The organism is Agromyces sp. SYSU T00194 (genome assembly GCF_040496035.1).
Taxonomy (GTDB): domain Bacteria; phylum Actinomycetota; class Actinomycetes; order Actinomycetales; family Microbacteriaceae; genus Agromyces; species Agromyces chitinivorans.
The window spans coordinates 2493690-2514606 of the sequence record NZ_JBEPJZ010000001.1 but is presented as its reverse complement, the minus strand read 5'-3'; the positions used below and the strand labels follow the sequence as shown (position 1 = coordinate 2514606).

At 75.8% G+C, this 20917-nt stretch carries 18 protein-coding genes; 6 read left to right on the top strand and 12 right to left on the bottom strand.

Features of this window, described 5'->3' with window-relative positions; all coding sequences use genetic code 11:
• Nucleotides 1–89: 89 nt before the first annotated feature.
• Nucleotides 90–1280, top strand: a complete 1191-nt coding sequence (locus ABZK10_RS11810) for an acetyl-CoA C-acetyltransferase (RefSeq protein WP_353809394.1) — start codon at nt 90–92, stop codon at nt 1278–1280.
• 134 nt (nt 1281–1414) lie between these two features.
• Here the strand turns inward: ABZK10_RS11810 and ABZK10_RS11805 are convergent, their stop codons facing one another.
• The 6 genes from ABZK10_RS11805 to ABZK10_RS11780 form a co-directional block, all read right to left on the bottom strand.
• Nucleotides 1415–1711, bottom strand: a complete 297-nt coding sequence (locus ABZK10_RS11805) for an SHOCT domain-containing protein (protein ID WP_353809393.1) — start codon at nt 1709–1711, stop codon at nt 1415–1417.
• Between the two features lie 138 nt (nt 1712–1849).
• A complete protein-coding gene (locus ABZK10_RS11800; RefSeq protein ID WP_353809663.1) occupies nt 1850–2512 on the bottom strand; it encodes a response regulator transcription factor in 663 nt (220 codons plus the stop codon).
• Complete coding sequence (locus ABZK10_RS11795) at nt 2509–3648, bottom strand: sensor histidine kinase (RefSeq protein ID WP_353809392.1); 1140 nt, start codon at nt 3646–3648, stop codon at nt 2509–2511. Before ABZK10_RS11795 ends, ABZK10_RS11800 begins: the two co-directional genes overlap by 4 nt.
• An 85-nt stretch (nt 3649–3733) precedes the next feature.
• Nucleotides 3734–5164: a M50 family metallopeptidase gene (locus ABZK10_RS11790; protein ID WP_353809662.1), complete on the bottom strand. Its 1431-nt coding sequence runs from the start codon at nt 5162–5164 to the stop codon at nt 3734–3736.
• Nucleotides 5165–5239: 75 nt separating this feature from the next.
• Nucleotides 5240–6325, bottom strand: a complete 1086-nt coding sequence (dxr, locus tag ABZK10_RS11785) for a 1-deoxy-D-xylulose-5-phosphate reductoisomerase (RefSeq protein WP_353809391.1) — start codon at nt 6323–6325, stop codon at nt 5240–5242.
• A gap of 29 nt (nt 6326–6354) precedes the next feature.
• Nucleotides 6355–6987, bottom strand: coding sequence for a 4'-phosphopantetheinyl transferase family protein (locus ABZK10_RS11780; RefSeq protein WP_353809390.1), 633 nt, complete (start codon nt 6985–6987; stop codon nt 6355–6357).
• A gap of 103 nt (nt 6988–7090) precedes the next feature.
• On the opposite strand from ABZK10_RS11780, the gene ABZK10_RS11775 reads away from it, so the two are divergent.
• From ABZK10_RS11775 to ABZK10_RS11765, 3 genes are all read left to right on the top strand, one after another.
• On the top strand, nt 7091–7798 hold the full coding sequence (locus tag ABZK10_RS11775; RefSeq protein WP_353809389.1) for a lysophospholipid acyltransferase family protein: 708 nt from the start codon (nt 7091–7093) through the stop codon (nt 7796–7798).
• 64 nt (nt 7799–7862) lie between these two features.
• Nucleotides 7863–8768: a hypothetical protein gene (locus ABZK10_RS11770; protein WP_353809388.1), complete on the top strand. Its 906-nt coding sequence runs from the start codon at nt 7863–7865 to the stop codon at nt 8766–8768.
• 108 nt (nt 8769–8876) lie between these two features.
• The gene (locus tag ABZK10_RS11765; protein WP_353809387.1) at nt 8877–9899 is read left to right on the top strand and encodes a hypothetical protein; all 1023 of its coding nucleotides are present in this window, start codon (nt 8877–8879) and stop codon (nt 9897–9899) included.
• Between the two features lie 36 nt (nt 9900–9935).
• On the opposite strand, the gene ABZK10_RS11760 is transcribed toward ABZK10_RS11765, so the two are convergent.
• Nucleotides 9936–10412: an OsmC family protein gene (locus ABZK10_RS11760; protein WP_353809386.1), complete on the bottom strand. Its 477-nt coding sequence runs from the start codon at nt 10410–10412 to the stop codon at nt 9936–9938.
• Nucleotides 10413–10491: 79 nt separating this feature from the next.
• On the opposite strand from ABZK10_RS11760, the gene gabT reads away from it, so the two are divergent.
• A complete protein-coding gene (gabT, locus tag ABZK10_RS11755) occupies nt 10492–11871 on the top strand; it encodes a 4-aminobutyrate--2-oxoglutarate transaminase (protein ID WP_353809385.1) in 1380 nt (459 codons plus the stop codon).
• A gap of 3 nt (nt 11872–11874) precedes the next feature.
• Nucleotides 11875–12864: an asparaginase gene (locus tag ABZK10_RS11750; RefSeq protein ID WP_353809384.1), complete on the top strand. Its 990-nt coding sequence runs from the start codon at nt 11875–11877 to the stop codon at nt 12862–12864.
• Nucleotides 12865–12894: 30 nt separating this feature from the next.
• On the opposite strand, the gene ABZK10_RS11745 is transcribed toward ABZK10_RS11750, so the two are convergent.
• The 5 genes from ABZK10_RS11745 to ABZK10_RS11725 all read right to left on the bottom strand — a co-directional run bounded on the left by ABZK10_RS11745 (nt 12895) and on the right by ABZK10_RS11725 (nt 20908).
• Nucleotides 12895–15720 (bottom strand): FtsK/SpoIIIE domain-containing protein, encoded by a 2826-nt coding sequence (locus ABZK10_RS11745; protein WP_353809383.1) that lies wholly within the window; start codon nt 15718–15720, stop codon nt 12895–12897.
• 100 nt (nt 15721–15820) lie between these two features.
• Entirely contained in the window at nt 15821–16360 is a 540-nt protein-coding gene (locus ABZK10_RS11740; protein ID WP_353809382.1) for an FHA domain-containing protein, read from the bottom strand.
• Nucleotides 16357–18627 (bottom strand): transglutaminaseTgpA domain-containing protein, encoded by a 2271-nt coding sequence (locus tag ABZK10_RS11735; RefSeq protein ID WP_353809381.1) that lies wholly within the window; start codon nt 18625–18627, stop codon nt 16357–16359. Before ABZK10_RS11735 ends, ABZK10_RS11740 begins: the two co-directional genes overlap by 4 nt.
• Nucleotides 18624–19940: a DUF58 domain-containing protein gene (locus ABZK10_RS11730; protein WP_353809380.1), complete on the bottom strand. Its 1317-nt coding sequence runs from the start codon at nt 19938–19940 to the stop codon at nt 18624–18626. The genes ABZK10_RS11735 and ABZK10_RS11730 overlap by 4 nt, the downstream gene beginning before the upstream one ends.
• Nucleotides 19937–20908, bottom strand: coding sequence for an AAA family ATPase (locus tag ABZK10_RS11725; RefSeq protein ID WP_353809379.1), 972 nt, complete (start codon nt 20906–20908; stop codon nt 19937–19939). The genes ABZK10_RS11730 and ABZK10_RS11725 overlap by 4 nt, the downstream gene beginning before the upstream one ends.
• Between the last annotated feature and the right edge of the window lie 9 nt (nt 20909–20917).

Here is a 20917-nt window from a genome sequence, read left to right as displayed (position 1 = left end):
TGGTTCAGGTTTCAGAAATGTACACTAGGCGGCAGCGAGCCGGTCCGCAACCCGCTCTCCACACCCCCGACGAAGGAGTCACGACCGCGATGAGCAGCACCCCCAACGACGTCGTCATCATCGGCGGCGCCCGTACCCCCCAGGGCCGCGTGAACGGCGCATTCGCACGCCTGTCGGCCGTCGAGCTCGGCACCGCGGCCGTCCGCGCCACCCTCGAGCGCACCGGCGTCTCCCCCGACGACGTCGACGCCGTCCTCATGGGCCAGGTGCTGCAGGCGGGCGCCGGCCAGAACCCCGCCAAGCAGACCGCGAACGCCGCCGGAATCCCCTGGCGCGTGCCCGCGATGACGCTCAACAAGGTGTGCCTGTCGGGCCTCGCCGCGGTCGTCGACGCGGCCCGCATGATCCGCCTCGGCGAGGCATCCGTCGTCGTCGCCGGCGGCCAGGAGTCGATGACCAACGCACCGCACCTGCTGCCCGGCTCGCGCCGCGGCTGGGCCTACGGCAGCGTCACCATGCTCGACCACGCCGCCTACGACGGCCTCACCGACGCGTTCGACGGCGACTCCATGGGCGCGTCCACCGAGCGCGTGAACACCCGGCTCGGCCTCGGCCGGGCGGAGCAGGACGAGATCGCCGCCGCCTCGCACCAGCGCGCCGCCGCAGCGCAGGCCGCCGGGGTCTTCGACGACGAGATCGTGCCGGTCGACGTGCCCCAGCGCAAGGGCGACCCCGTGACCGTGACCACCGACGAGGGCGTGCGCGGCGACTCGACCGTCGAGGTGCTCGGGCGGCTGCGCCCCGCGTTCGCCGATGGCGGCACCATCACCGCCGGCAACTCGTCGCCGCTCAGCGACGGCGCATCGGCGCTCATCGTCGCCTCGCGCGCCTGGGCCGAGGAGCGCGGGCTGCCCTGGCTCGCCGTCGTCGAGTCCTCCGGGCACGTCGCCGGCCCCGACAACTCGCTGCACTCGCAGCCCTCGCACGCCATCGAGGCGGCGCTCGCCCGTCGCGGCTGGGAGGCCGGCGACCTCGACCACATCGAGATCAACGAGGCGTTCGCGGCGGTCTCGCTGCAGTCGGCGCGCGACCTCGGCGTCGATGCGGCGATCGTCAATCCCGACGGCGGGGCGATCTCGCTGGGGCATCCGATCGGCGCATCGGGGGCCCGCCTCGCCCTGCACGCGGCGCTCGCGCTGGCCCGACGCGGCTCCGGTCGCGCGGCCGTCGCGCTCTGCGGCGGCGGCGGCCAGGGCGACGCGCTGCTGCTCTCGCGCTGACCACGCCCGGGCTCCGTGCCCCGTCCCCGCCGCGCCGTGCGCCGGAGGCTGCACCGTTCCGGAGCGCCCGGGGCCTGACGGCGCGGGATTCCGCCACGCCGTCGCCGCCGCTCCTGAAAAGCGACCCTCCGACCTCAGGGAGTGGGGCGGTTGGCGCGGAGCACCTCGAGGCGCGCGCGGTACTCGACCTCGTCGATGTCGCCGTTCGCGAAGCGCTCGGAGAGCGTCTGCTCCGCGCCGCCGCGCGCCCACGGACCGCGCGGCCCGTACCCCTCGGCCGCCGCGCGCCGCCAGCGACGCCCGGCGAACGTGAACAGCAGCACGAACACCAGGATCCAGAACAACGGCACCAGGACGAAGAGCCAGGCGAAGCCGCCGACCCAGGGTCCGGCGTGTGCGACGACCTCGGTGGCGGTCAGTGCGGTGAGCATGGGCATTCCTCTCGTCGGGCCGGGCGGATGCGCCCGGTCCCACCAGCGTCGCCGCACGCGCCCCGCACCGAATCCGCTGGGCGGATGCTTCCGGGCTGCGCCTCGCGGAGTACGCCCGGGCGCCTCCGGACCCGCCGCCTACTGCCAGCCGGGCGCGACCAGGCCGGTCTCGTAGGCGAGGACGACCAGTTGCACCCGGTCGCGCGCCGCGAGCTTCGTCATGATGCGCGAGACGTGCGTCTTCGCCGTGAGCGGACTCAGCACGAGGCGCGCGGCGATCTCGTCGTTGGTGAGGCCGAGGCCCACCAGGCGCAGCACCTCGGTCTCGCGCGCGGTCAGGGCGTCGAGGGCGTCGGATGCGGGTGCCTCGCGGAGCCCGCCCGACACGCGCTCGAGCAGGCGGCGCGTCACCCCCGGCGAGAGCAGGGCGTCGCCCGCTGCGACGACCCGCACCGCCCGCACGAGGTCGGCGGGCTCGGTGTCCTTGACGAGGAACCCGCTGGCCCCGGCGCGGATCGCGCGGGCCACGTACTCGTCGAGCTCGAACGTGGAGACGACCACGATCCGCGTGCCGGCGAGACCCGGATCCGCGACGATCGCCTCCGTCGCCGCGAGCCCGTCGCCGCCGGGCATGCGGATGTCCATCAGCACGACGTCGGGCCGACTCGCGCGCACGGCCGCGACGGTCTCCTCCCCCGTGCCCGCCTCGCCGACCACCTCGATGTCGGCCTCGGCGTCGAGCAGGGCCCGGAAGCCCGCGCGCACCAGGTGCTGGTCGTCGGCGACGACCGCCCGGATCACGGGGCCGCCGCCCATGGCAGCCGTGCCCGCACCCGCGCGCCGCCGAACGGCGAGACGCCGAACTCGATGGTGCCGCCGAGCAACTCGGCGCGCTCGCGCATGCCGAGCATGCCGCCGCCGGGCTCGGCGTCCTCGAACCCCGGCCCGTCGTCGTCGACGACGAGGTCGAGCACGTCGCCCGCGTGCGCGAGCGACACGAACGCGGAGCTCGCCCCCGCGTGCCGGACGGCGTTGGTCAGCGCCTCCTGCACGATGCGGTACGCGGCGAGCTGCACGGCCGCGGCGGGCGGCACGGCCAGCCGGTCGTGCAACTCGACCTCGAGGCCGGACCGTGCGAACCCCTCGACGAGCTCCGGCAGCGCCGACAGGTCGGCCTGCGGCGCGAGCGGCCCGGACTCGCCGTCGCCGCGGAGCACGCCGAGCACCTCGCGCACCTCCTCGAGCGCGGTGCGGCTGGTCGACTTGATGCTCGCCAGCGCGTCCCTGGCCCGGTCGGGGTCCTGGTCGAACAGGTGCAGGGCCACGCCGGACTCGACGTTGATCTGCGCGAGCGAGTGCGCGAGCACGTCGTGCAGCTCGCGGGCGATGCGCACGCGCTCGGCCTGCTCCGCCGCGCGCCGACGACGCTCCGCCTCGGCACGGAACCGCGCCATGCGCTGGCGCCGCCCACCCACCGTGCCGCCGATGGCGAAGCACAGGGCGAGGCCGACCGTCACCAGGGCGACCTGGAACGGATGCCAGTCGAGCCCGGCGTCGGCGGCGAGCGCGATGCACGTCACCCAGCCGGCGACGACCGACACCAGCGCCCACACCGTCGCACCGCGGGCGACGCCGAGGACGATCGCGAACGCGAGCGCGACGTACGGGGGCCCGACGTCGGGGGTCAGCAGGAGGTCGGCCGTCGCGAGCGCGCTCACCACGGCGACCGTCGGCCCCGGCCAGCGGCGGCCGGCGAGCAGGGCGGCCGGGCCGGCGAGTGCGAGCAGCACCGTCGACAGCCCGACGACGGGCCGCTCGGCGATGCGCAGCGCGATCCAGATCGCCGCGGGCACCTGCACGAGCGCGCTCACGACCGCGGGCGCGACGACCGAGAGGCGCGCGCGCCGGCGCGCGGAGCGGTCGTTCGGTCGCGGCACGGGATGCAGCGTACGCGCGTCGCCGCCCGGGCGCGTCCTCCCCGGGGAGTCCGCCCGGCTGCTTCCCGGGGATGAGCCGCTCACGTCAGAAGAACGACACCGGCTTGACGATGTCGGCGTAGATGAGCAGCGCGCTCATGGCGCCCAGGACGATCACGACCGCGAAGGTCACCGGCATGAACTTCGCCATGTCGACCGGTCCGGGGTCGGGCCGGCGGAACAGCTTCGCGAACCCGCGTCGCACGGCCTCCCAGAGCGCGCCGGCGACGTGCCCGCCGTCGAGCGGCAGCAGCGGGATGAGGTTGAAGACGAACAGGGCCACGTTCAGCGAGGCGAGGATGCCGATGAGGCTCGCCGCCTTGTTGGCCAGCGGGATCTCGTCGATGCTCGCGATCTCGCCGGCCACCCGGCCCACGCCGACGACGCTGATCGGGCCGTTCGGGTCGCGCTCCTCGCTGCCGAACGCGGCCTGGGCGACGTCGACCATGCGCTGCGGCAGGTTGATGATGACCCCCGCGACGGCCTGCACGTTGTCGCCGACGGCCGGCAGCACGGCGGTGACCGGCTGGCGCACCGTCTCCGCGGCGGGGCCGACGCCGACGAAGCCGACGTCCTCGGTGATCGCCTGCCCGTCCGCGTCCTCCTGCACGGTGCCGTCGTCGGCGTAGACGTAGCGCTCGGTGAGCCGCGGCGTGACGGTGAGCGCGACCTCGGCGCCGTCGCGCTCCACGACGAGCGCGAGCGGCTGCCCCGCGTTCGCGCGCACGACCTCGGTGAACGCCGCCCAGCTCTCGACGGGCGCGCCGTCCAGCGAGACGAGCCGGTCGCCGGGCCGGATGCCCGCCTCGGCACCGGGCGCGGCCGCGTCGTCCGCCGTGCACGACTGCTGCGCGCTGGTCGCGGGCAGGACGCACTCGGAGACCGAGCCGATGGTGGTGCTGGGCTGTGCGACGCCGAAGCCCATCAGCAGCACGCCGTAGAGCAGCACCGCCAGCAGCAGGTTCATGAACGGGCCGCCGAGCATGATCACGATGCGCTTGAAGACCGGCAGCCGGTAGAACGCGCGTTCCTCCTCGCCCGGCCCGATCGTCTCCGCGCTCGCGGCGCGGGCGTCCTGCGCGAGCGACTGGAAGAAGCCCGTGCTGCCGTTGCGGGCGGCGGATGCCCCGACGGGCATGCGTCGCGCCGTGGCGGGCGCGTCGGCGGCGGACGTCGTCTCGGGGGCATCCGCCGTGTCGGCCAGCGGCCCGATGTCGGTCGACCCGCCGTCCGGGCGATGCCGGTCGGGCGGGAACATGCCGATCATCGAGATGTAGCCGCCGAGCGGGATCGCCTTCACGCCGTACTCGGTCTCACCGGCCTGCTTCGACCAGACCGTCGGGCCGAAGCCGATCATGTACTGGGTGACCTTGACGCCGAAGAGCTTGGCGGGCAGCAGGTGCCCGATCTCGTGCAGGCCGATCGACACGGCGAGGCCGAGGGCGATGATCACCACACCCAGGATGAAGGCCAGCACGGAGTCCACCGACCCAGCGTAGCCCCGGCCCGCTGGGAACGGGCTGGCCGACCGCTGTGCGCGGCCGGGCCCGGATCAGCCGGCGTCGATACGCGCGTCGGCGGCCCGGCGCGCCCGCGCCTCGGTGTCGGCCAGGGACGCGACCGTCAGGGGCTCCGAACCGGCGTCGAAGCCGTCGACGATCGCCTGCACGGTGTCGACGATGTCGGTGAAGCCGATGCGCCCGGCGTGGAAGGCGGCCACCGCCTGCTCGTTTGCCGCGTTGAACACGGCCGGGTAGGGGCCGCCCGCGCGGCCGACGGCCTTGGCGAGCGCGACCGCCGGGAACGCGGTCTCGTCGAGGGGCTCGAACGTCCACGACTGGGCGGTGGTGAAGTCGAGCGGACGGCCGACCCCGGGCACGCGGTGCGGCCAGTCGAGGCCGAGCGAGATGGGCAGGCGCATGTCGGGCGGCGAGGCCTGCGCGATCGTCGAGCCGTCGACGAACTCGACCATCGAGTGCACGATCGACTGCGGGTGGACGGCCACGTCGATCCGGTCGTAGTCGACGCCGAAGAGCAGGTGCGCCTCGATCACCTCGAGGCCCTTGTTCACGAGGGTGGCCGAGTTGGTGGTCACGACGAGCCCCATGTCCCAGGTCGGGTGGGCGAGCGCGTCGGCCGGCGTGACGTCCGCGAGCTCGTCGCGGGTGCGCCCGCGGAACGGTCCGCCCGAGGCCGTGAGGACGAGCCGGCGCACCTCCGCGTCGGTGCCCGCCCGCAGTGCCTGGGCGATCGCGCTGTGCTCCGAGTCGACGGGCACGATCTGCCCGGGCGCGGCGATCGCGGTGACGAGGTCGCCGCCGACGATGAGCGACTCCTTGTTCGCCAGCGCGAGCGTGCGCCCCTCCTCGAGCGCGGCGATCGTCGGGCCGAGCCCGACCGACCCGGTGATGCCGTTCAGCACCACGTCGGCCTCGACGTCGCGGACGAGGCGCACCGCCTCATCGACGCCGACGGCGGTGTGCTCGACGCCGAACCGGGCGGCCTGCGCGGCCAGGCCCGCACGGTCGCTGCCGACCGCGAGGCCGACCACGCGGAAGCGGTCGGGAGCGCCGGCGATGACGTCGAGCGCCTGCGTGCCGATGGATCCGGTCGAACCGAGGATGATGACGCTGCGCACGACCCCACCCTACGGGGCGCCGGACTCGCTCAGGCGAGCACGGCGAGGGCCGCGACCCAGCCGCCGCCGGCCGGCAGCCCGTGCAGCTCGGGCGTCGCGCCGAGCGCGTCGAACTCGGGCACCGAGCGCTCGATGCGCCCCGGCCCGCCGTCGGGCATCGAGAGCGCGAGCCTCGAGGGCTCGACGAACCGCGTGTGCCCCACGACCCGCAGCAGCGCGGCCTTCCGCGCCCAGAGCTCGGCGCGGGCGACACGGCGCGCGCCCGGGTCCAGTGCGTCGAGCGCGCGGCGCTCGAGCGGGTGGAAGGCGGCGAGGTCGATCGCCGCGTGGTCGACGAGGTCGGTCGACTCGACGGCGACGCCGACGGGGTGCCGTCGGTCCACGACCGCGATGCCGATCCCGGGGCCGACCGCGGCGTCGCCGAACCATCGCCCGCCCGACGCCGTCGTGGGGTACCCGATCGCGGGCGCGGCATGGCGTGCGCCGCACTCGGGGCAGGACCAGTCCAGCTCGATGTCGTCCGCCGGCACCTCGGCGCGGTCGGCGAGCAGCGCCCGCAGCACCGCCGTCGCGGACGGCGCGCGGCGGCTCGTGCGATGCACGAACACGCTCGGGCCCCGCTCGCCGATCTCGAGCCGCTCGCCGTCCTGCGTGGCATCCATCGCTCCATGATGCCGCGTCCGGGTCGCGGGCGCGGGCACCGCGCGGATCCGGGGGCCGCCGGCATCGCCGTCGACGCATGCACCCGGAGGTATGGTCGGTCGGGTGACCGCCACCACCGCCGTGCGCGCGAGCCGCCCCGGGTTCGTCTACTTCCTCGTGCGCGGGATCCTGCGCCCGCTGGCCCTGCTCCTGTACCGCCCCACGATCACGGGCCGCGAGCACGTGCCGCGCACCGGCGCGGTCGTCATCGCCAGCAACCACCTGTCGCTCATCGACAGCATCGTGATCCCCCTCGTCGCGCCGCGCCCCGTGCAGTTCCTGACGAAGTCCGACTACTTCACCGGCACCGGCGTATCGGGCTGGGTGTCGCGGCGCTTCTTCGAGGCGATCGGCGCGGTCGCCGTGGAGCGCGGCGCCGGCTCGCAGGCGCAGGCCGCCCTCGACCGCGGCCGCGACGTGCTCGAGTCGGGCAGCGCGTTCGCCATCTACCCGGAGGGCTCGCGCTCGACCGACGGCCTGCTCTACCGCGGCCGCACCGGGGTGGCGTGGCTCTCGCTCGCGACCGGCGCCCCGATCGTGCCGGTCGGACTGGTCGGCACGCAGGCCATCCAGCCGGTCGGCAGCCGCTGGCCGCGCATCCGTCCCGTCGAGGTGCACTTCGGTCCGCCGATCGCGCCGGAGCCGGGGACGCCCGCGACCTCGGGCCGCGCCCGGCGCGAGCTCACCGACCGCGTGATGGCGGGCATCAACGCGCTCTCCGCACAGGAGCTCGCCGGCCGCTACAACGACCGCCCGCTGACCGACGGCTGAGTCGGGGCGGGGAACCGGCCGGGCGCGCGGGCATCTCCCGGGCGTCGCGGGTAGGGTGCCCCCGATGCTGAGATCACTCGCCGTCGCGTGGGCCGCCGTCGCGGTGCTGCTCGTGACCGCCGGATGCACCGCCGAGGCGCCGGAGCCGCCCTCGGCGCCCCGCTACGCGAGCCTGCTGCCGGAACCCGACCCCGACGAGTTCGACCCCGGCCTGATCGTCAGCGACGACAGCTTCTACAACAGCGACGCGATGACCGCGACGCAGGTGCAGGACTTCTTCGAGTCGCGCCGCTGCCTGCCCCGCGACGGGGTGCCGTGCCTGGCGGACTACCGCGAGGACACCCCGGACAAGGCGCGCGTGGAGCCCGGGCACTGCGAGGCCTACGAGGGCACCCGGCGGGAGCTCGCGTCGACGATCGTCGCGAAGGTCGCCCGGGCCTGCGGGGTGAGCCCGCGGGCGCTGCTCGTGCTGCTCCAGAAGGAGCAGTCGCTGGTCACCCACCCGTCGGCGTACGGCTACGAGCGCGCGACCGGGTACGCCTGCCCCGACGGCGCCGACTGCGACTCCCGGTACTTCGGCTTCTTCAACCAGGTGTACGCGGCCGCGTGGCAGTTCCGGCAGTACGCCCAGTACCCCGACCGACGGTACGAGGTCGGCCGCACCGACGTGCAGTTCAACCCCGACCCGTCCTGCGGCGCCGCATCCGTCGCGATCGGGAACCAGGCGACGGCGGGCCTGTACAACTACACGCCGTACCAGCCGAACGCGGCCACCCTGGCGGACCCCGGCGACGGCGACGGATGCTCCGCCTGGGGCAACTTCAACTTCTGGCGCATCTGGCACCGGTGGTTCGGCGACCCGCTCACGGAGCGCTTCGACGCGTTCTTCCCGCCGTGCGCGAACCTGGCGGACGGGCAGCCGTGCCCGGTCGAGCCCGCCTGGCCGCTCGGCTCCGCCGGCCGCGGGTGAGTCCCGGCCGCGGGTGAGTCCCGGCCGCGGATGAGGCTCCGTCCGGGAACGAGCCGCCGCCTGTGCAGGCCGCGAGCGGCGGCCGTGGGGCGCGGATAGCATGTGCGGGTGCGCTCCCTGGTCGCCATCCGTGCCCACCGGCCGACGCCGGACGTCGCGCGCCTGCATCGGATCCTGTCGCAGATCGTTCCCGACGGACGCCTCGTGGTCGTCGTCGACCGGACGGCCGAGGGGGCTCCGCAGGTCTGGCCGGACGAGTACGAGCTGGTGCCGTTCGACCGCGAGCTCCTCGCCGAGCTGGGCCTGCGCTCCGACATGTCCGACCTGGGATGGCGCTGCGGCGACTACGCCTACTACGCGCTCGCGCACGCCCGTGCGTTCGACCATGCCTGGCTCATCGAACCGGACGTCAGGTTCGCCGGCGCGGACCCGGCAGCGCTCCTGCGCGAACTCGACGCGTCCGAGGCGGACCTGGTCGCGCCGGACATCCGACGCGCGGTGGACTGGCTCTGGCAGCCGCACCTGACCACCCGCGGCGTCGCGGAGCCGTGGCGCTGCTTCTTCCCGCTGACCCGGCTCTCCCGGCGGGCCGTCGACGCCGCACGCGACCTGCGTCATCGGGTGCAGTGGCAGGACAGCCACGTCGGGCAGCCCAACGACGAGGGCATCGTCGCGACCGCGGTCCTCGGGGCCGGGCTGTCATCGGAGGACCTCCGCGCCGGGCGACCCGAGACGTTCGCGCACTTCCACCATCGGCCGAAGCTCACGGTGGAGTCCCTCGCCGGCGCGGCACCCGGCGTGGCCCATCCGGTCGTCGACCACGAGGGCTTCGTCCGCGCGCTGCGTCGCGAGTTGCTGCTCGCGACCCGGGCCGACGTGCGCAGCCTGCTCCGCGGCCGGCGGCGGCGCGGTGCCGTCCGCATCCTCCAGATCCTGGCCGACCACGCACTGCTCACTCCCGGGATGCGACCCGCGCACGAGGCGGTGTTCGGGCCGGCCGACCTGCAGTACCGCCACTACGACCGCGCGTTCCGTGCCCGGGTCCTGCGCACGCTCCCCCGCCACGTCCGGGCGCTCGCCGCCGCCGCCGGGCTCGTCGTGCTGGCGTACGGCCGCCCGCGCAGCGCGTGACCCGGCCCGCGTCGCGGTCGCGGCGGGCAGGACCGCTCAGCCCGCGACGACGACCTCGGGCTCGTGGCGCACGGGGAAGGCGACGGATGCCGCGATGAAGCACTTCGCCGCCGCCTCGGCGTGCAGCGTCGCGGCCACCTCGGCCATCCCCTCGTCGCGCACGACCACCCGCGGATGCAGCACGACCTCCGTGAACGCGCCCCCGCCGCGCCCGTCCTCGCGCATGGTGCCGGTCGCGCGGTCGGTGTAGCCCACGACGACCACGCCGTGGTTCGTCGCGACGTGCAGGTACGAGAGCATGTGGCATTCGCTGAGCGCGCCGACGAGCAGTTCCTCGGGGTTCCAGCGGTCGCGGTCGCCGTGGAAGGTGCGATCTGCCGACCCCTCGATCGGATGCAGCTTGCCGTGCGCCTCGAGCCGGTTGACGCGGCCGTAGGCACGGTAGTGGGAGGTGCCCTCGCCGCGATCGCCGAGCCAGTCGAGGCCGACCTCGTAGTGGTGCGCGTCCTTCACCGGGCCATCCTCGCACGCCGCCGCCGTGGCCGGCCCCGTGGCCGCCGCCGGCGCCGGGCGGCGATAGGCTGGGGCCACCATGACTGACACGATCGACGCGCCCGGACGCGGGGCCGCGGCACCCGTCTTCACCATTCCGCAGGAGCGGCGGATCGTCACCGCGATCCCCGGCCCGAAGTCGCAGGAACTGCACGCGCGACGCGAGGCGGTCGTGTCCGCCGGCGTGTCCTCCGTGCTCCCGGTGTACATCGCCCGCGCCAACGGCGCGGTGCTCGAGGACGTCGACGGCAACCGGTTCCTCGACTTCGGCGCGGGCATCGGCGTCACGACCGTGGGCCACACCGAGGCATCCGTCGTGGCCGCCGCCGCCGGGCAACTGCAGGACGTCATCCACACCCTCTTCACCATCACGCCCTACGAGGAGTACGTGCGGGTGGCCGAGTGGCTCGCGAAGCTGACCCCCGGCGACTTCGCCAAGCGCTCGGTGCTGGTGAACTCCGGCGCCGAGGCGGTCGAGAACGGCGTGAAGATCGCCCGCCGCTCCACCCGCCGCCGCGCCGTGGCCGTGCTCGACCACGCCTACCACGGGCGCACCAACCTCACGATGGCCATGAACTACAAGGCGCACCCGTACGCGACCGGCTACGGCCCGCTCGCGGGCGACGTCTACCACGCGCCCGGCTCCTACCCGTATCGCGACGGGCTGAGCGGGGCGGACGCCGCGGCGCGCACGATCTCGTACCTCGAGAAGGCGGTCGGGGCGACCGACCTCGCGTGCCTCGTGGTCGAGCCCATCCAGGGCGAGGGCGGCTTCATGGTGCCCGCCGACGGCTACCTCCCCGCGCTGCAGGAGTGGTGCACCGCCAACGGCGTCGTGATGATCGCCGACGAAATCCAGAGCGGCATGGCCCGCACCGGGCGCGTGTTCGCGAGCGAGCACTTCGGCTGGGTGCCCGACCTCGTGCTGTCGGCGAAGGGCATCGCCGGCGGGCTGCCGCTGGCCGCCGTCACCGGTCGCGCCGACATCATGGACGCGTCGCAGCCCGGCGGGCTGGGCGGCACGTTCGGCGGCAACCCGGTCGCCTGCGCGGCGGCGATCGCCGTGTTCGAGGCCATCGACCGGGGCGAGCTGCTCGCCGCCGGCGCGCGCATCGAGGCCGCGCTCACGGCCGGCCTCGAGCGCCTGCGCGAGCGGTACGACATCATCGGCGACATCCGCGGACGCGGCGCGATGCAGGCGATCGAACTCGTGCGCCCCGGCACCGCGGCGACGACGAAGGAGCCGTACCCCGAGGCGGTGCAGCAGCTGATCGCGGCCTCCGCGCAGCAGGGCGTGCTCTTCCTCTCGGCTGGCACGTTCGGCAACGTGCTGCGGTTCCTGCCCAGCCTCGCCGTGACCGACGAGCTCATCGCCGACGCGCTCTCGGTGCTCGACGACGCGTTCGCGGCTCTGGACTGAGCCGTGCCGGGCACCTTCAGCGTCGCACACGCGGTCGAACTGGCCGTCGTCGAACGGAGCGGTTTCATCGAATCACGTCACTCCGGCTCCGCCGTCGTGCTCTCCCCCGACGGCGACGTCGTCCGCACCCTCGGCGACATCGTCACCCCGATCTTCCCGCGGTCGAGCCTGAAGCCCTTCCAGGCCGTGGCCGTCATGTCGGCGGGCGTCACGCTGCGCGGGGAGGACGCGGCCATCGCCACCGCGAGCCACACGGGCACGGCGGGGCACGTCGCCCTCGTCCGCGGGCTGCTGGGCCGCGCCGGCATCCCGGCCTCGATGCTCGCGTGCCCGCCCGAGCGCCCGCTGGACTCCGCCGCGCGCGACCAGCTGGCCCGCGCCGGTGGCGGTCCCGAGCGCATCACCATGAACTGCTCGGGCAAGCACGCGGCCATGCTGCTCGCCTGCGCCGCCAACGACTGGCCGCTCGAGGGGTACCTCGACCCGGAGCACCCGGTGCAGCGCCGCGTCCTCGACGTCGTCGAGCGCCTCACCGGGGAGCGTCCCGCCGCGACCGGCATCGACGGCTGCGGCGTGCCCGTGCACGCCCTGTCGATCGAGGGCCTCGCGCGCGGCATCCAGCGCATCACGACCGCCTCGTCGTCCTCCCCGTTCGCGCTCTACCGTGAGGCGAGCGCCCTCACCGAGGCCGTGCGCGCGAACGGCTGGGTGGTCGCCGGGCCCGGGCAGCCGGACTCGGTCGCGATCGACCGGCTCGGCGTGTTCGCCAAGCACGGCGCCGAGGGCGTGATGGTCATGACCGCGCCCGACGGCACGACGACGGCGCTGAAGGTGCTCGACGGCAGCCGGCGCGCGTCGACGATCGTCGCGCTGCGCCTGCTCGCCGAGGCGGGTGCGCTCAGCCAGGACGCGGTCGACGAGGTCGCCATGGAGCTCGACCTCTGGGTGCTCGGCGGCGGCAGCCGCGTCGGCGCGATCCGCGCGACCGTCTGACCCGCGCCTCGGGCGACCGGGCGGCGGCGTTCAGCGGGCGTCCGCGTCCCAGGCGACGCGACGTACCGGCCGACCGGGTTCCCTGCACCAGAGCGCCGCGACGCCGGGATCGAGCAGTGGCGGCAGCGCACGCTCGCCCGTGAGCGCGCGCAGGTTCGCGTGCCCGCCGTCGGCGAGCAGCACGACCTCCTCACGGCGACCCGCGACCAGCGCCCAGCACGCCGACCAGGCGGCCGCGTCGCCCACGACGAGCCGCGCCTCGTGCGGGGAGCACTCCACCGGGACCGTGCGCGAGCGGGGGTCGGCGGGGTCGAGCTGCACGGCCGTGCCGCCCGTCGCCCGCCGCCACCGCTCGGCGAAGGCGCGCGGTGCGTCGCTGCACGCGAACGCGGTGCCCCTGGGCGGGATCGTCGCGTCCCCCGGCGCCTCGACGCGCCCCCGGGCTCGCACGTGGCGGCCGCGCATCGTGCCGTCGGCCGGGGCGCCCGCGTCGGCGCCCGGCGCCGCGTCGAGGCGCAGGGCCCGGAACGCGAGCCCCCGCCACTGGCCGCCGCCCGGCGGCGCGTCCGCGTGCCACAGTGCGGGGTCGCCGCCCGCCTGCCGCACGTCCGCCGCGGTCGGCTGCCGCAGCAGCAGGGTCTCCCGGAACAGCGGAGCGATGCGGGCGGCGCCGGGCGCGGCCGCGAGTCGCCGGGCGCTCGCCGCCACCGGGATCGACCTGGTGCGCAGCAGCCGCTCGAGCGCCTGCGCACCGGCGACGCGGTACTCCTCGGGCCAGTCGTCGAACAGGTCGTCGAGGTCGTCGATCACGACCGCGACGCGCCCCGGATCGCCGGGCTCGTGCAGCACGTCCCAGACCCGGCTGCGCGGCACCGACGCCGACAGGCGGCGCACGCTCCGGTGCCGCGCGAGTCCCGCCGAGACCGTGGCGAGCACTCCGGTGCGGCCGCTCGCGACGCCACCGACGACCAGCAGCGCGCCCGCGCCCGGGTCCCAGGCCGCGACCGCGTGCCGCTGGCGGTCGAGGTCGTCGACGAGGCCGAGCACCACGTGGTCGCTCCGCGCCCCTGCGGCGCCCGCCGCGGCGACGTCGGCGGACGTCACGGCATCCGGCAGGGGCGGCGCCCAGGGGGCGGGCGGGACCGGGGCGCCGGCGTGCCGCCTGCCGATGTCCGCGATGTCGCCCGGCGCGACGAGTGCCGCGCGGAACGGGACCACGCGGCCGTCCCCGCGATCGAGGTAGCCCCGCCCGGGCGCGTCCGGCGACAGCACGGCGGCATCCGCCGTGCCGAGCATGGACCTGCTCTCGGCCGGATCGATCACGCGCAGGCACACGCGCACCCCGCAGTTGGCGCGGATGCCCTCCCCGATCGCCGCGCTCGGTCGCTGCGCGCCGAGCACGAGGTGGATGCCGAGCGAGCGCCCGCGCGCGGCGAGGTCCTCGAACACCGCGACGACCTCGGGGATGCGCCGCGCGAGCGCCTGGTACTCGTCGACGATCACGACCAGGCGCGGCTCCGTGCCCGGGGGCAGCGCCTCGACCCCGGGCGCGCCCGCACGTCGCAGCACGGACTCGCGGCGCAGCACCTCGGCGCCGAGGCTGCGCACCATGCGGCGGGCGGCGGCCTCGTCCAGGTCGGTGAACACGCCCGCCACGTGGGGCAGCCCCAGGAGCGGGCCGAACGCCGCGGCACCCTTGAAGTCGACGAGCACGAGCGCGACCTCGGCCGGCGGGCGCGACGCCGCCAGCGCGCACGCCCAGGCGACGAGGAACGCGCTCTTGCCGCTGCCGGTGGTCCCCGCGACGAGGGCGTGCGGTGCCGCGGCGAGGTCGAGCTCCGCGGGCCCGTCGGGCGACGCGCCGATGCGGGCGACGAGGCCCTCGCCGCCGACCTGCGCGGCGTCGAAGGGCACGGGCGCACCGGCGCCGCCGTCGGGCGGATGCGCGGCGCCGAGCGCGTCCGCCCACGCCAGCGCCTCCGGCTCGCCGAGGAGCACCGGCACGCACGGGTGCACCTCGCCGTCGGCCCGCACGACCGTTGCGCGCGCGGGACCCTCGAGCACGACGACCGCGCCGACCGGCCGGTCGAGTCCGTCGCGCCGGTCGGCGAGCACGAGTTCGGCCACCCCCGCGCCGTGTGCCGCCCCGGGCGTCGGCCCATCGACCACGCGCAGGCGCGCCGCCGCGCCGGGCGCGCGATGCGGCAGGCGTGCGCCCCACGCCCATGCCCGGGTGGCGGGCAGCTCCACGGCCAGGGTCCCGGGCGCGCCCGCGAAGCAGGCCTGCACGACGAGTGCACGCGCGAGGGCGCGGGCCGGCACCGGGGGGCCGACCAGCGCGACGCCGGCGGCGAGGTCGACGACGACCGGCGCGTCGCGCAGCGTGGCCGCCGCCACCACGACCGCGCGCGCGGCGTCGTCGTCCGCGTCGCCGTCGAGCCGCAGGGCGCTCGGCGACTCGCCCGGTCCCACCACGACCCGGGTCGACGACGACGCCGTCCAGCGCAGCCGCGCCGCGGTGCCGTCGAGCACGGCGCGCGCCCCGGGATCCGCACGCCAGCTCGCGCGACGCTCCAGCTCGTGCGCCGATGCGACCTCCCGGCCCACCCGTTCGAGCTCGCGCTCGCGTTCGGAGGCCGCACGTCGGGCCGCACGCCGGGAGCCACGCCCCCGGTCGAGCACCCCGGCGATCGCCACGAGCGGCCCGAGCGCCGCGAACACGAGCGCGTACGGCGAGCCGGTCATGGCCCAGAGCACGACGGAACCGACGACGGGAGCCGCCGTCGCGAGGACGGGGAACGGGGTTCGCGTCGCGGGACGAGGGGCCGGGGGCAGGCGCAGCGCGGGTTCGGGCACCCGACCAGTCCAGCCCCGGCCGGGCGATCGGCCGGCCGCGCGCCGGCACACCGCATCCGCCGCCTGCCGCCGTGCGGATGTGGAGGACGCGCGAGACGCCTCAGCCGACCGTGAACCAGCGGCCGGCGAGGTCGACGCGTCCCCCGCGCGGCACGGAGACGCGCCGGCCCGGCTCGCAGCGCACCACGCCGGCACCGCGCGGGAGCCGCACCCAGGTGCCGTTCGACGAGCCGCGGTCCGCGACCCAGAGCTGCCCGTCCACCGCGCCGAACTCGAGGTGCGTCCTCGACACCGTACGCTCCGGGTCGTCGATCGCGACCAGGAGGTCGATCCGCTCGTCGTCCGCGGCCACGGGCCGTCGGCCGATGAGCCCCGAGCCACGCACGTGACGCAGCTCACCGGCGTCGAACGTGAGCGCGAAGACGGTGGATGCGTCGCTGGCGCCCGCGGCCGGCGCGGGAGCCTCGCCGATCGGCACGCTCACCACCCCCGTGGTCCGCAGGCGCACGAGCGCCGTCGTGTCGTCGGCACGGTGGTCCCGTCGCCGCCGCGACTCCGGGGTCGCACCGGCGGCGCTGCCGCACCCGCCGCAGAACAGCGCACCGGGCGGCATCGCCGAACCGCAGATGCGGCACGTCACGCCTGCTCCTCGCGTCGCAGCCGCGCCTGGCGCGAGAAGCTCGACAGCGACACCGCCGCCCGCAGCCGGCGCCACGGCCCACGACGGGCCGCGATCCGTTCGCGCGCGGCGTCGACCGCGCTCCACACCGCGGTCGCCTGGGCGTCGTCCGGTCCGTCCGGCGCGAACAGCGACCGCTCGACCGCCGACGCGACGACCAGCGCGGGCATGCCGCCGACGGCAGCCGCCTGCTCCGAGCACGTCGCCGCGGCCGGCACGGCGTACCCGAAGTCGCTCGCCGCGTCCGCGAACTCGTTCCACCCCTGCGCGACCCGCTCCCCCGGGCTCGGCGCGGTGCGCCGCAGTCGTCGCCGACGCAGTTTCGCACCGATCACGGCGAGGAACGGGCTCGCGAGCAGCGCGAGGACCAACAGGGCCCACCCGCCGACCCGCAGGATCGCGAACAGCGCGTCGAGGAACGGCGAGGGGTCGTCGTCGGATGCGTCGTCGGCGGCTTCGGGCTCGGGAACGGTACGCTCCACCGGCGTCCGCGCCGCGGGCGGGGGCAGCACCGACTGCGGGCGCGAGACCACCGTCGGCTCGTCGGGCTCCGCCTCCGGGACCGGTCGCGGCGCGGGGTTCGGGTCGATCGCGAGCCAGGTGCCGTCGGCGTCCTGCACCTCGATCCATGCCGACATGTCCGCGCCCGCGACCTGGGTCGTCCCCGACTCGGCGCGGGCGTCGACCCCCGGGTCGAAGCCCATCACCACGCGCGCGGGGAACCCGATCTCGCGCGCCATCAGCGCCGCGGCGACGGCGTACTGCTCGGCGTCGCCGAGCATCGGCCGGTCGGTCGCGAGCTGCGTGAGCCGGTCGGCCGAATGGCCCGACCGGCTGGCCGGCTCGTCCGGGGAGATCCCGTGGCTCACGTACCCGTCGGCCCGCAGGCCCGCGACGGCTCCCGCGAGCCGCTCCCCGGGCGACTCGGAGGCCGGCGCGTACCGATCGAGCAGCCGGTCCAGGCCCTCGGGCAGCGCGGGAGTGGCGGGGAGCACCGCCTGCCCCGGCCGGAGCGCCGCCACGTCGTCGGCGTCGGCGACGGCGTACGCGACCGCCCGGTACTCGTCGCCCCGCCGCAGGCCCTCGGTGATCGCCGCCGTCCCGGTGGCGTCGTTGTAGAAGAACGTCGCGCCGAGCGACTCCGCCCGGTCGCCCGCGAACGCGATCGACTCGATCGGTCCCACGCCGGGCACCCAGATGCCCTCGTAGCCGAGCACGCGCACCTCGAGGTCGCGCTCGCGGTCCGACGGCGCGTCCTGCTCGAGCCGGTAGGGCAGGCGGGTGAAGGAGCCGGATGCCTCCGCGCCGTCCGCGCCGCCGACGGTGAAGACGATCCCGTCGTACGTGTCGAGCACGGCCACCCGCAGTCGCTCGCCCGGCTCGAGACCGCGCACGGCGAGCATCGGCTGGTCGGCCCGCTCGGGACGCTGCCAGGCGCGGAACGCCGCGAGCGGGCTGTCGGCCTCGCGCGGGTCGAACGGCTGCTGCACATGGGCGCGCACGACCTCCCGCTGCGCTGCGGGCGCGATCGCCACGGCCGCACCCGTGCCGAGCACCACCGCGGCGGTGCCGAGCGCGACGGCGCCCGCCACCCGACGCGCGGAGACGCCACGCCGTGCGGCGTCCTCGGCCCCCGGGAGGCGCCGCACGGCGACCAGCCAGGCGAGGGTCGCGACGACCATGCCGACGCCCCCCGCGACGCCCCAGTCGCTCGACCGGGGACCCAGGAGGATGCCGGCGAGGAACATCCCGATCGGAGGCAGCACCGCGAGCGCCGGGCGTGCCGTGCGCAGCGCGATGCTCATCGCTCCGGCCGACGACGCCAGGGCGCTGAGCAGCGCGGGCACGAGCAGCGCCTGGTAGGTGCCCACCGGGAGCACGATCGTCACCAGGCGCGACCACGACAGCGCCGTCCCGGCGATCAGCTCCACGATGCCCGCGGGGGTCGGCAGCACGCCGGCGAACGCGGCGCCCGGCACCGCGAGCGGGACCCCGACCACGAGGTAGGCGCCGAGGCATCCCAGGAGCACGCCCCACGCGGGCCACGCGCGCACGGCGCCGACGGCGGCCACCGCGAACCCGGCCGCGGCGCCCACGCCGATCACGAGGGCGAGGTGCCGTGCCTCGTAGATCGGCCACCACGGCACCGCGGCCGCCGCGACCGCGAGGCCGAGCAGGGGGAACGCCCACCACCGCAGCCTGCGTCGCGCGCCCGTCGCGTCGCTCATGCCGCCGCCGACCGTGCCAGGATCGCGCGCAGGTCGTCGAGCACGCCGACGGTGAGCACCTGGGTGCCACCCACGCGGCGCGTACCGGGCATCGCACCGGTGCGGCAGACCACCCCGATGACCTCCACGTCCGGTCGCACCTGCGCCGCGGCTGCCCGCAACGTCCCGATCCCGACGGCGGAACCCGTCACGATGAAGACGAGGGAGACCCCCATGACCGCCTCGCTCGTCATGCGCATCGCGTCGACGAGGCGGGGCGCCCGCTCGTCCTGCGCCACCGCGCAGAGCGCGTCGAGCAGGCGGTCTCTGGAGATCGTCGGCAGGTCCATGAGTCCCCGCATGCCGGGCCGCGCGGTGGCCGGTCCCGAGGTCGGGACGATGACCGACGCACCGCGGGCGTCGCGCACCGCGCGCACGCCGAGCGAGCCCACCGCCCCCACGGCGAGCTCGAACTCGTCGGCGTCCGCGTAGTGCGCGGGCTCGGCGTCGAGCACGAGCATCATGTGGCTGCGGCGGGTCTCCTCGAACTGGCGCACCATGAAGGTGCCGGTCTTCGCCGAGCTGCGCCAGTGGATGTGCCGCCGGTCGTCGCCCGGCACGTACTCCCGCAGCGCATGGAAGGCGACGTCGCTGGCGGTCAGGTCACGCGTCGGCGACCCCTCGAGGTCGCGCACGAACCCGGTGCTCACCGCGGGGATCGGGATCGTGCGGGGATGCACGTGCAGGCGCGAGCGCTCGGCCCACACCACCTCGCGGCGCACCAGTCCGATCGGGTCGGCGCGCACTGTGCGCACCGGGCCGATGTCGACGATACCGCGCCGGTCTGTCGGGAGCGGCAGCACGCGGCGCTCCGCGGAGCCCGGCGCGAGGTTCGCCACGGCGAGCGCGGTCGTCCCGCCGCCGACGCGCACCTCGACGCCCACGCCGACGGCCCGCCGTCGGCCGACGTTCGCGACCACCACCGCCGCCTCGGCGGGATCGCCGACGACCACGCGCGGCTCCGGCAGCTCGAGCGAGACCGCGAACGCGCTGCGACCCACGAGGTACAGGCTCGCGCAGGCCAGCGCGACCACGAGCGCCCATCCGACGACGACCGCCTCGAGCCAGCCGAGCCCGTAGCCGGCCGCGAGGGCGAGCAGCGCGGCCGCCGACACCCACCACCCGGTGGGCGTCACCACCTGCCGCACCGCGACCCACGCGCGCGAGACGCCCGAGCGCGCGGCGAGCCCCGCGTCGACGGCCGCGCCGACCGCGGTCGCGAGCGCGCCGTCGCGCCCGCGGACCTCGGCCTCGCCCGCGTCGGCGCCCGTCACACGGCCTGCCTGGTGTTCGGGGGCGCCGTCTCGAGCAGCACCTGGGCGACGACGCTCGACGCGCTGACCCCCTCGAACTCGGCCTCGGCGTCGAGGATGAGGCGGTGCGCGAGCACGGGCTCGGCGAGCGCCTTGACGTCGTCGGGCACCACGAAGTGACGGCCGCGGCTGGCGGCGTGCGTCTTGGCGGCGCGGATGAGTCCGAGGGCACCGCGCACGCTCGCGCCGAGGCGCACCTCGACCGCGGAGCGCGTCGCGTCGACGAGGCGCGAGACGTAGTCGTGGATCGTCGCGTCGACGTAGACCTGGCGCGCCTGCGCCGCGAGGTCGATGACCTCGTCGGCGCGGACGATGCCGCGCACCGCCTGCTCGTGCGCTCGGGTGCCGGCGCCCTCGAGGATGCGGACGGTCGATGCGTGGTCGGGGTACCCGATCGAGGTGCGCAGCAGGAACCGGTCGAGCTGCGCCTCCGGGAGCCGGTAGGTGCCCGCCTGCTCGATGGGGTTCTGCGTCGCGATCACCATGAACGGCGGCGAGACCGGGTGGGTGACGCCGTCGACGGTCACCTGGCGCTCCTCCATGACCTCCAGCAGTGCCGACTGCGTCTTCGGGCTCGCCCGGTTGATCTCGTCGGCCAGGACGATGTTGGCGAACACCGGGCCGCCGTGGAACTCGAACGCGCCGGAGCGCTGGTCGTAGACGCTCATGCCCGTGATGTCGCCGGGCAGCAGGTCGGGGGTGAACTGCACCCGGTTGCTCGACCCGGCGACCGATTCGGCCATGGCGCGCGCGAGCGAGGTCTTGCCGGTGCCGGGCACGTCCTCGAGCAGCAGGTGCCCTTCGGTCAGCAGCGCCGTGAAGGCCAGCCGGATCACGTGGGTCTTGCCGAGGAGCACCTGCTCCACGCCCGCGACCAGCCGGTCGAACGTGTCCGCGAACTCCGTGGCCTGCTCGGGTGTCATCGTCATCTGCGTGCT

Excerpts from the sequence above, each read along its gene's own strand:
- ABZK10_RS11810 (WP_353809394.1), top strand. The coding sequence starts at position 90 with ATGAGCAGCACCCCCAACGACGTCGTCATCATCGGCGGCGCCCGTACC.
- ABZK10_RS11805 (WP_353809393.1), bottom strand. The coding sequence starts at position 1,711 with ATGCTCACCGCACTGACCGCCACCGAGGTCGTCGCACACGCCGGACCC.
- ABZK10_RS11780 (WP_353809390.1), bottom strand. The coding sequence starts at position 6,987 with ATGGATGCCACGCAGGACGGCGAGCGGCTCGAGATCGGCGAGCGGGGC.
- ABZK10_RS11770 (WP_353809388.1), top strand. The coding sequence starts at position 7,863 with ATGCTGAGATCACTCGCCGTCGCGTGGGCCGCCGTCGCGGTGCTGCTC.
- gabT (WP_353809385.1), top strand. The coding sequence starts at position 10,492 with ATGACTGACACGATCGACGCGCCCGGACGCGGGGCCGCGGCACCCGTC.
- ABZK10_RS11735 (WP_353809381.1), bottom strand. The coding sequence starts at position 18,627 with ATGAGCGACGCGACGGGCGCGCGACGCAGGCTGCGGTGGTGGGCGTTC.
- ABZK10_RS11725 (WP_353809379.1), bottom strand. The coding sequence starts at position 20,908 with ATGACGATGACACCCGAGCAGGCCACGGAGTTCGCGGACACGTTCGAC.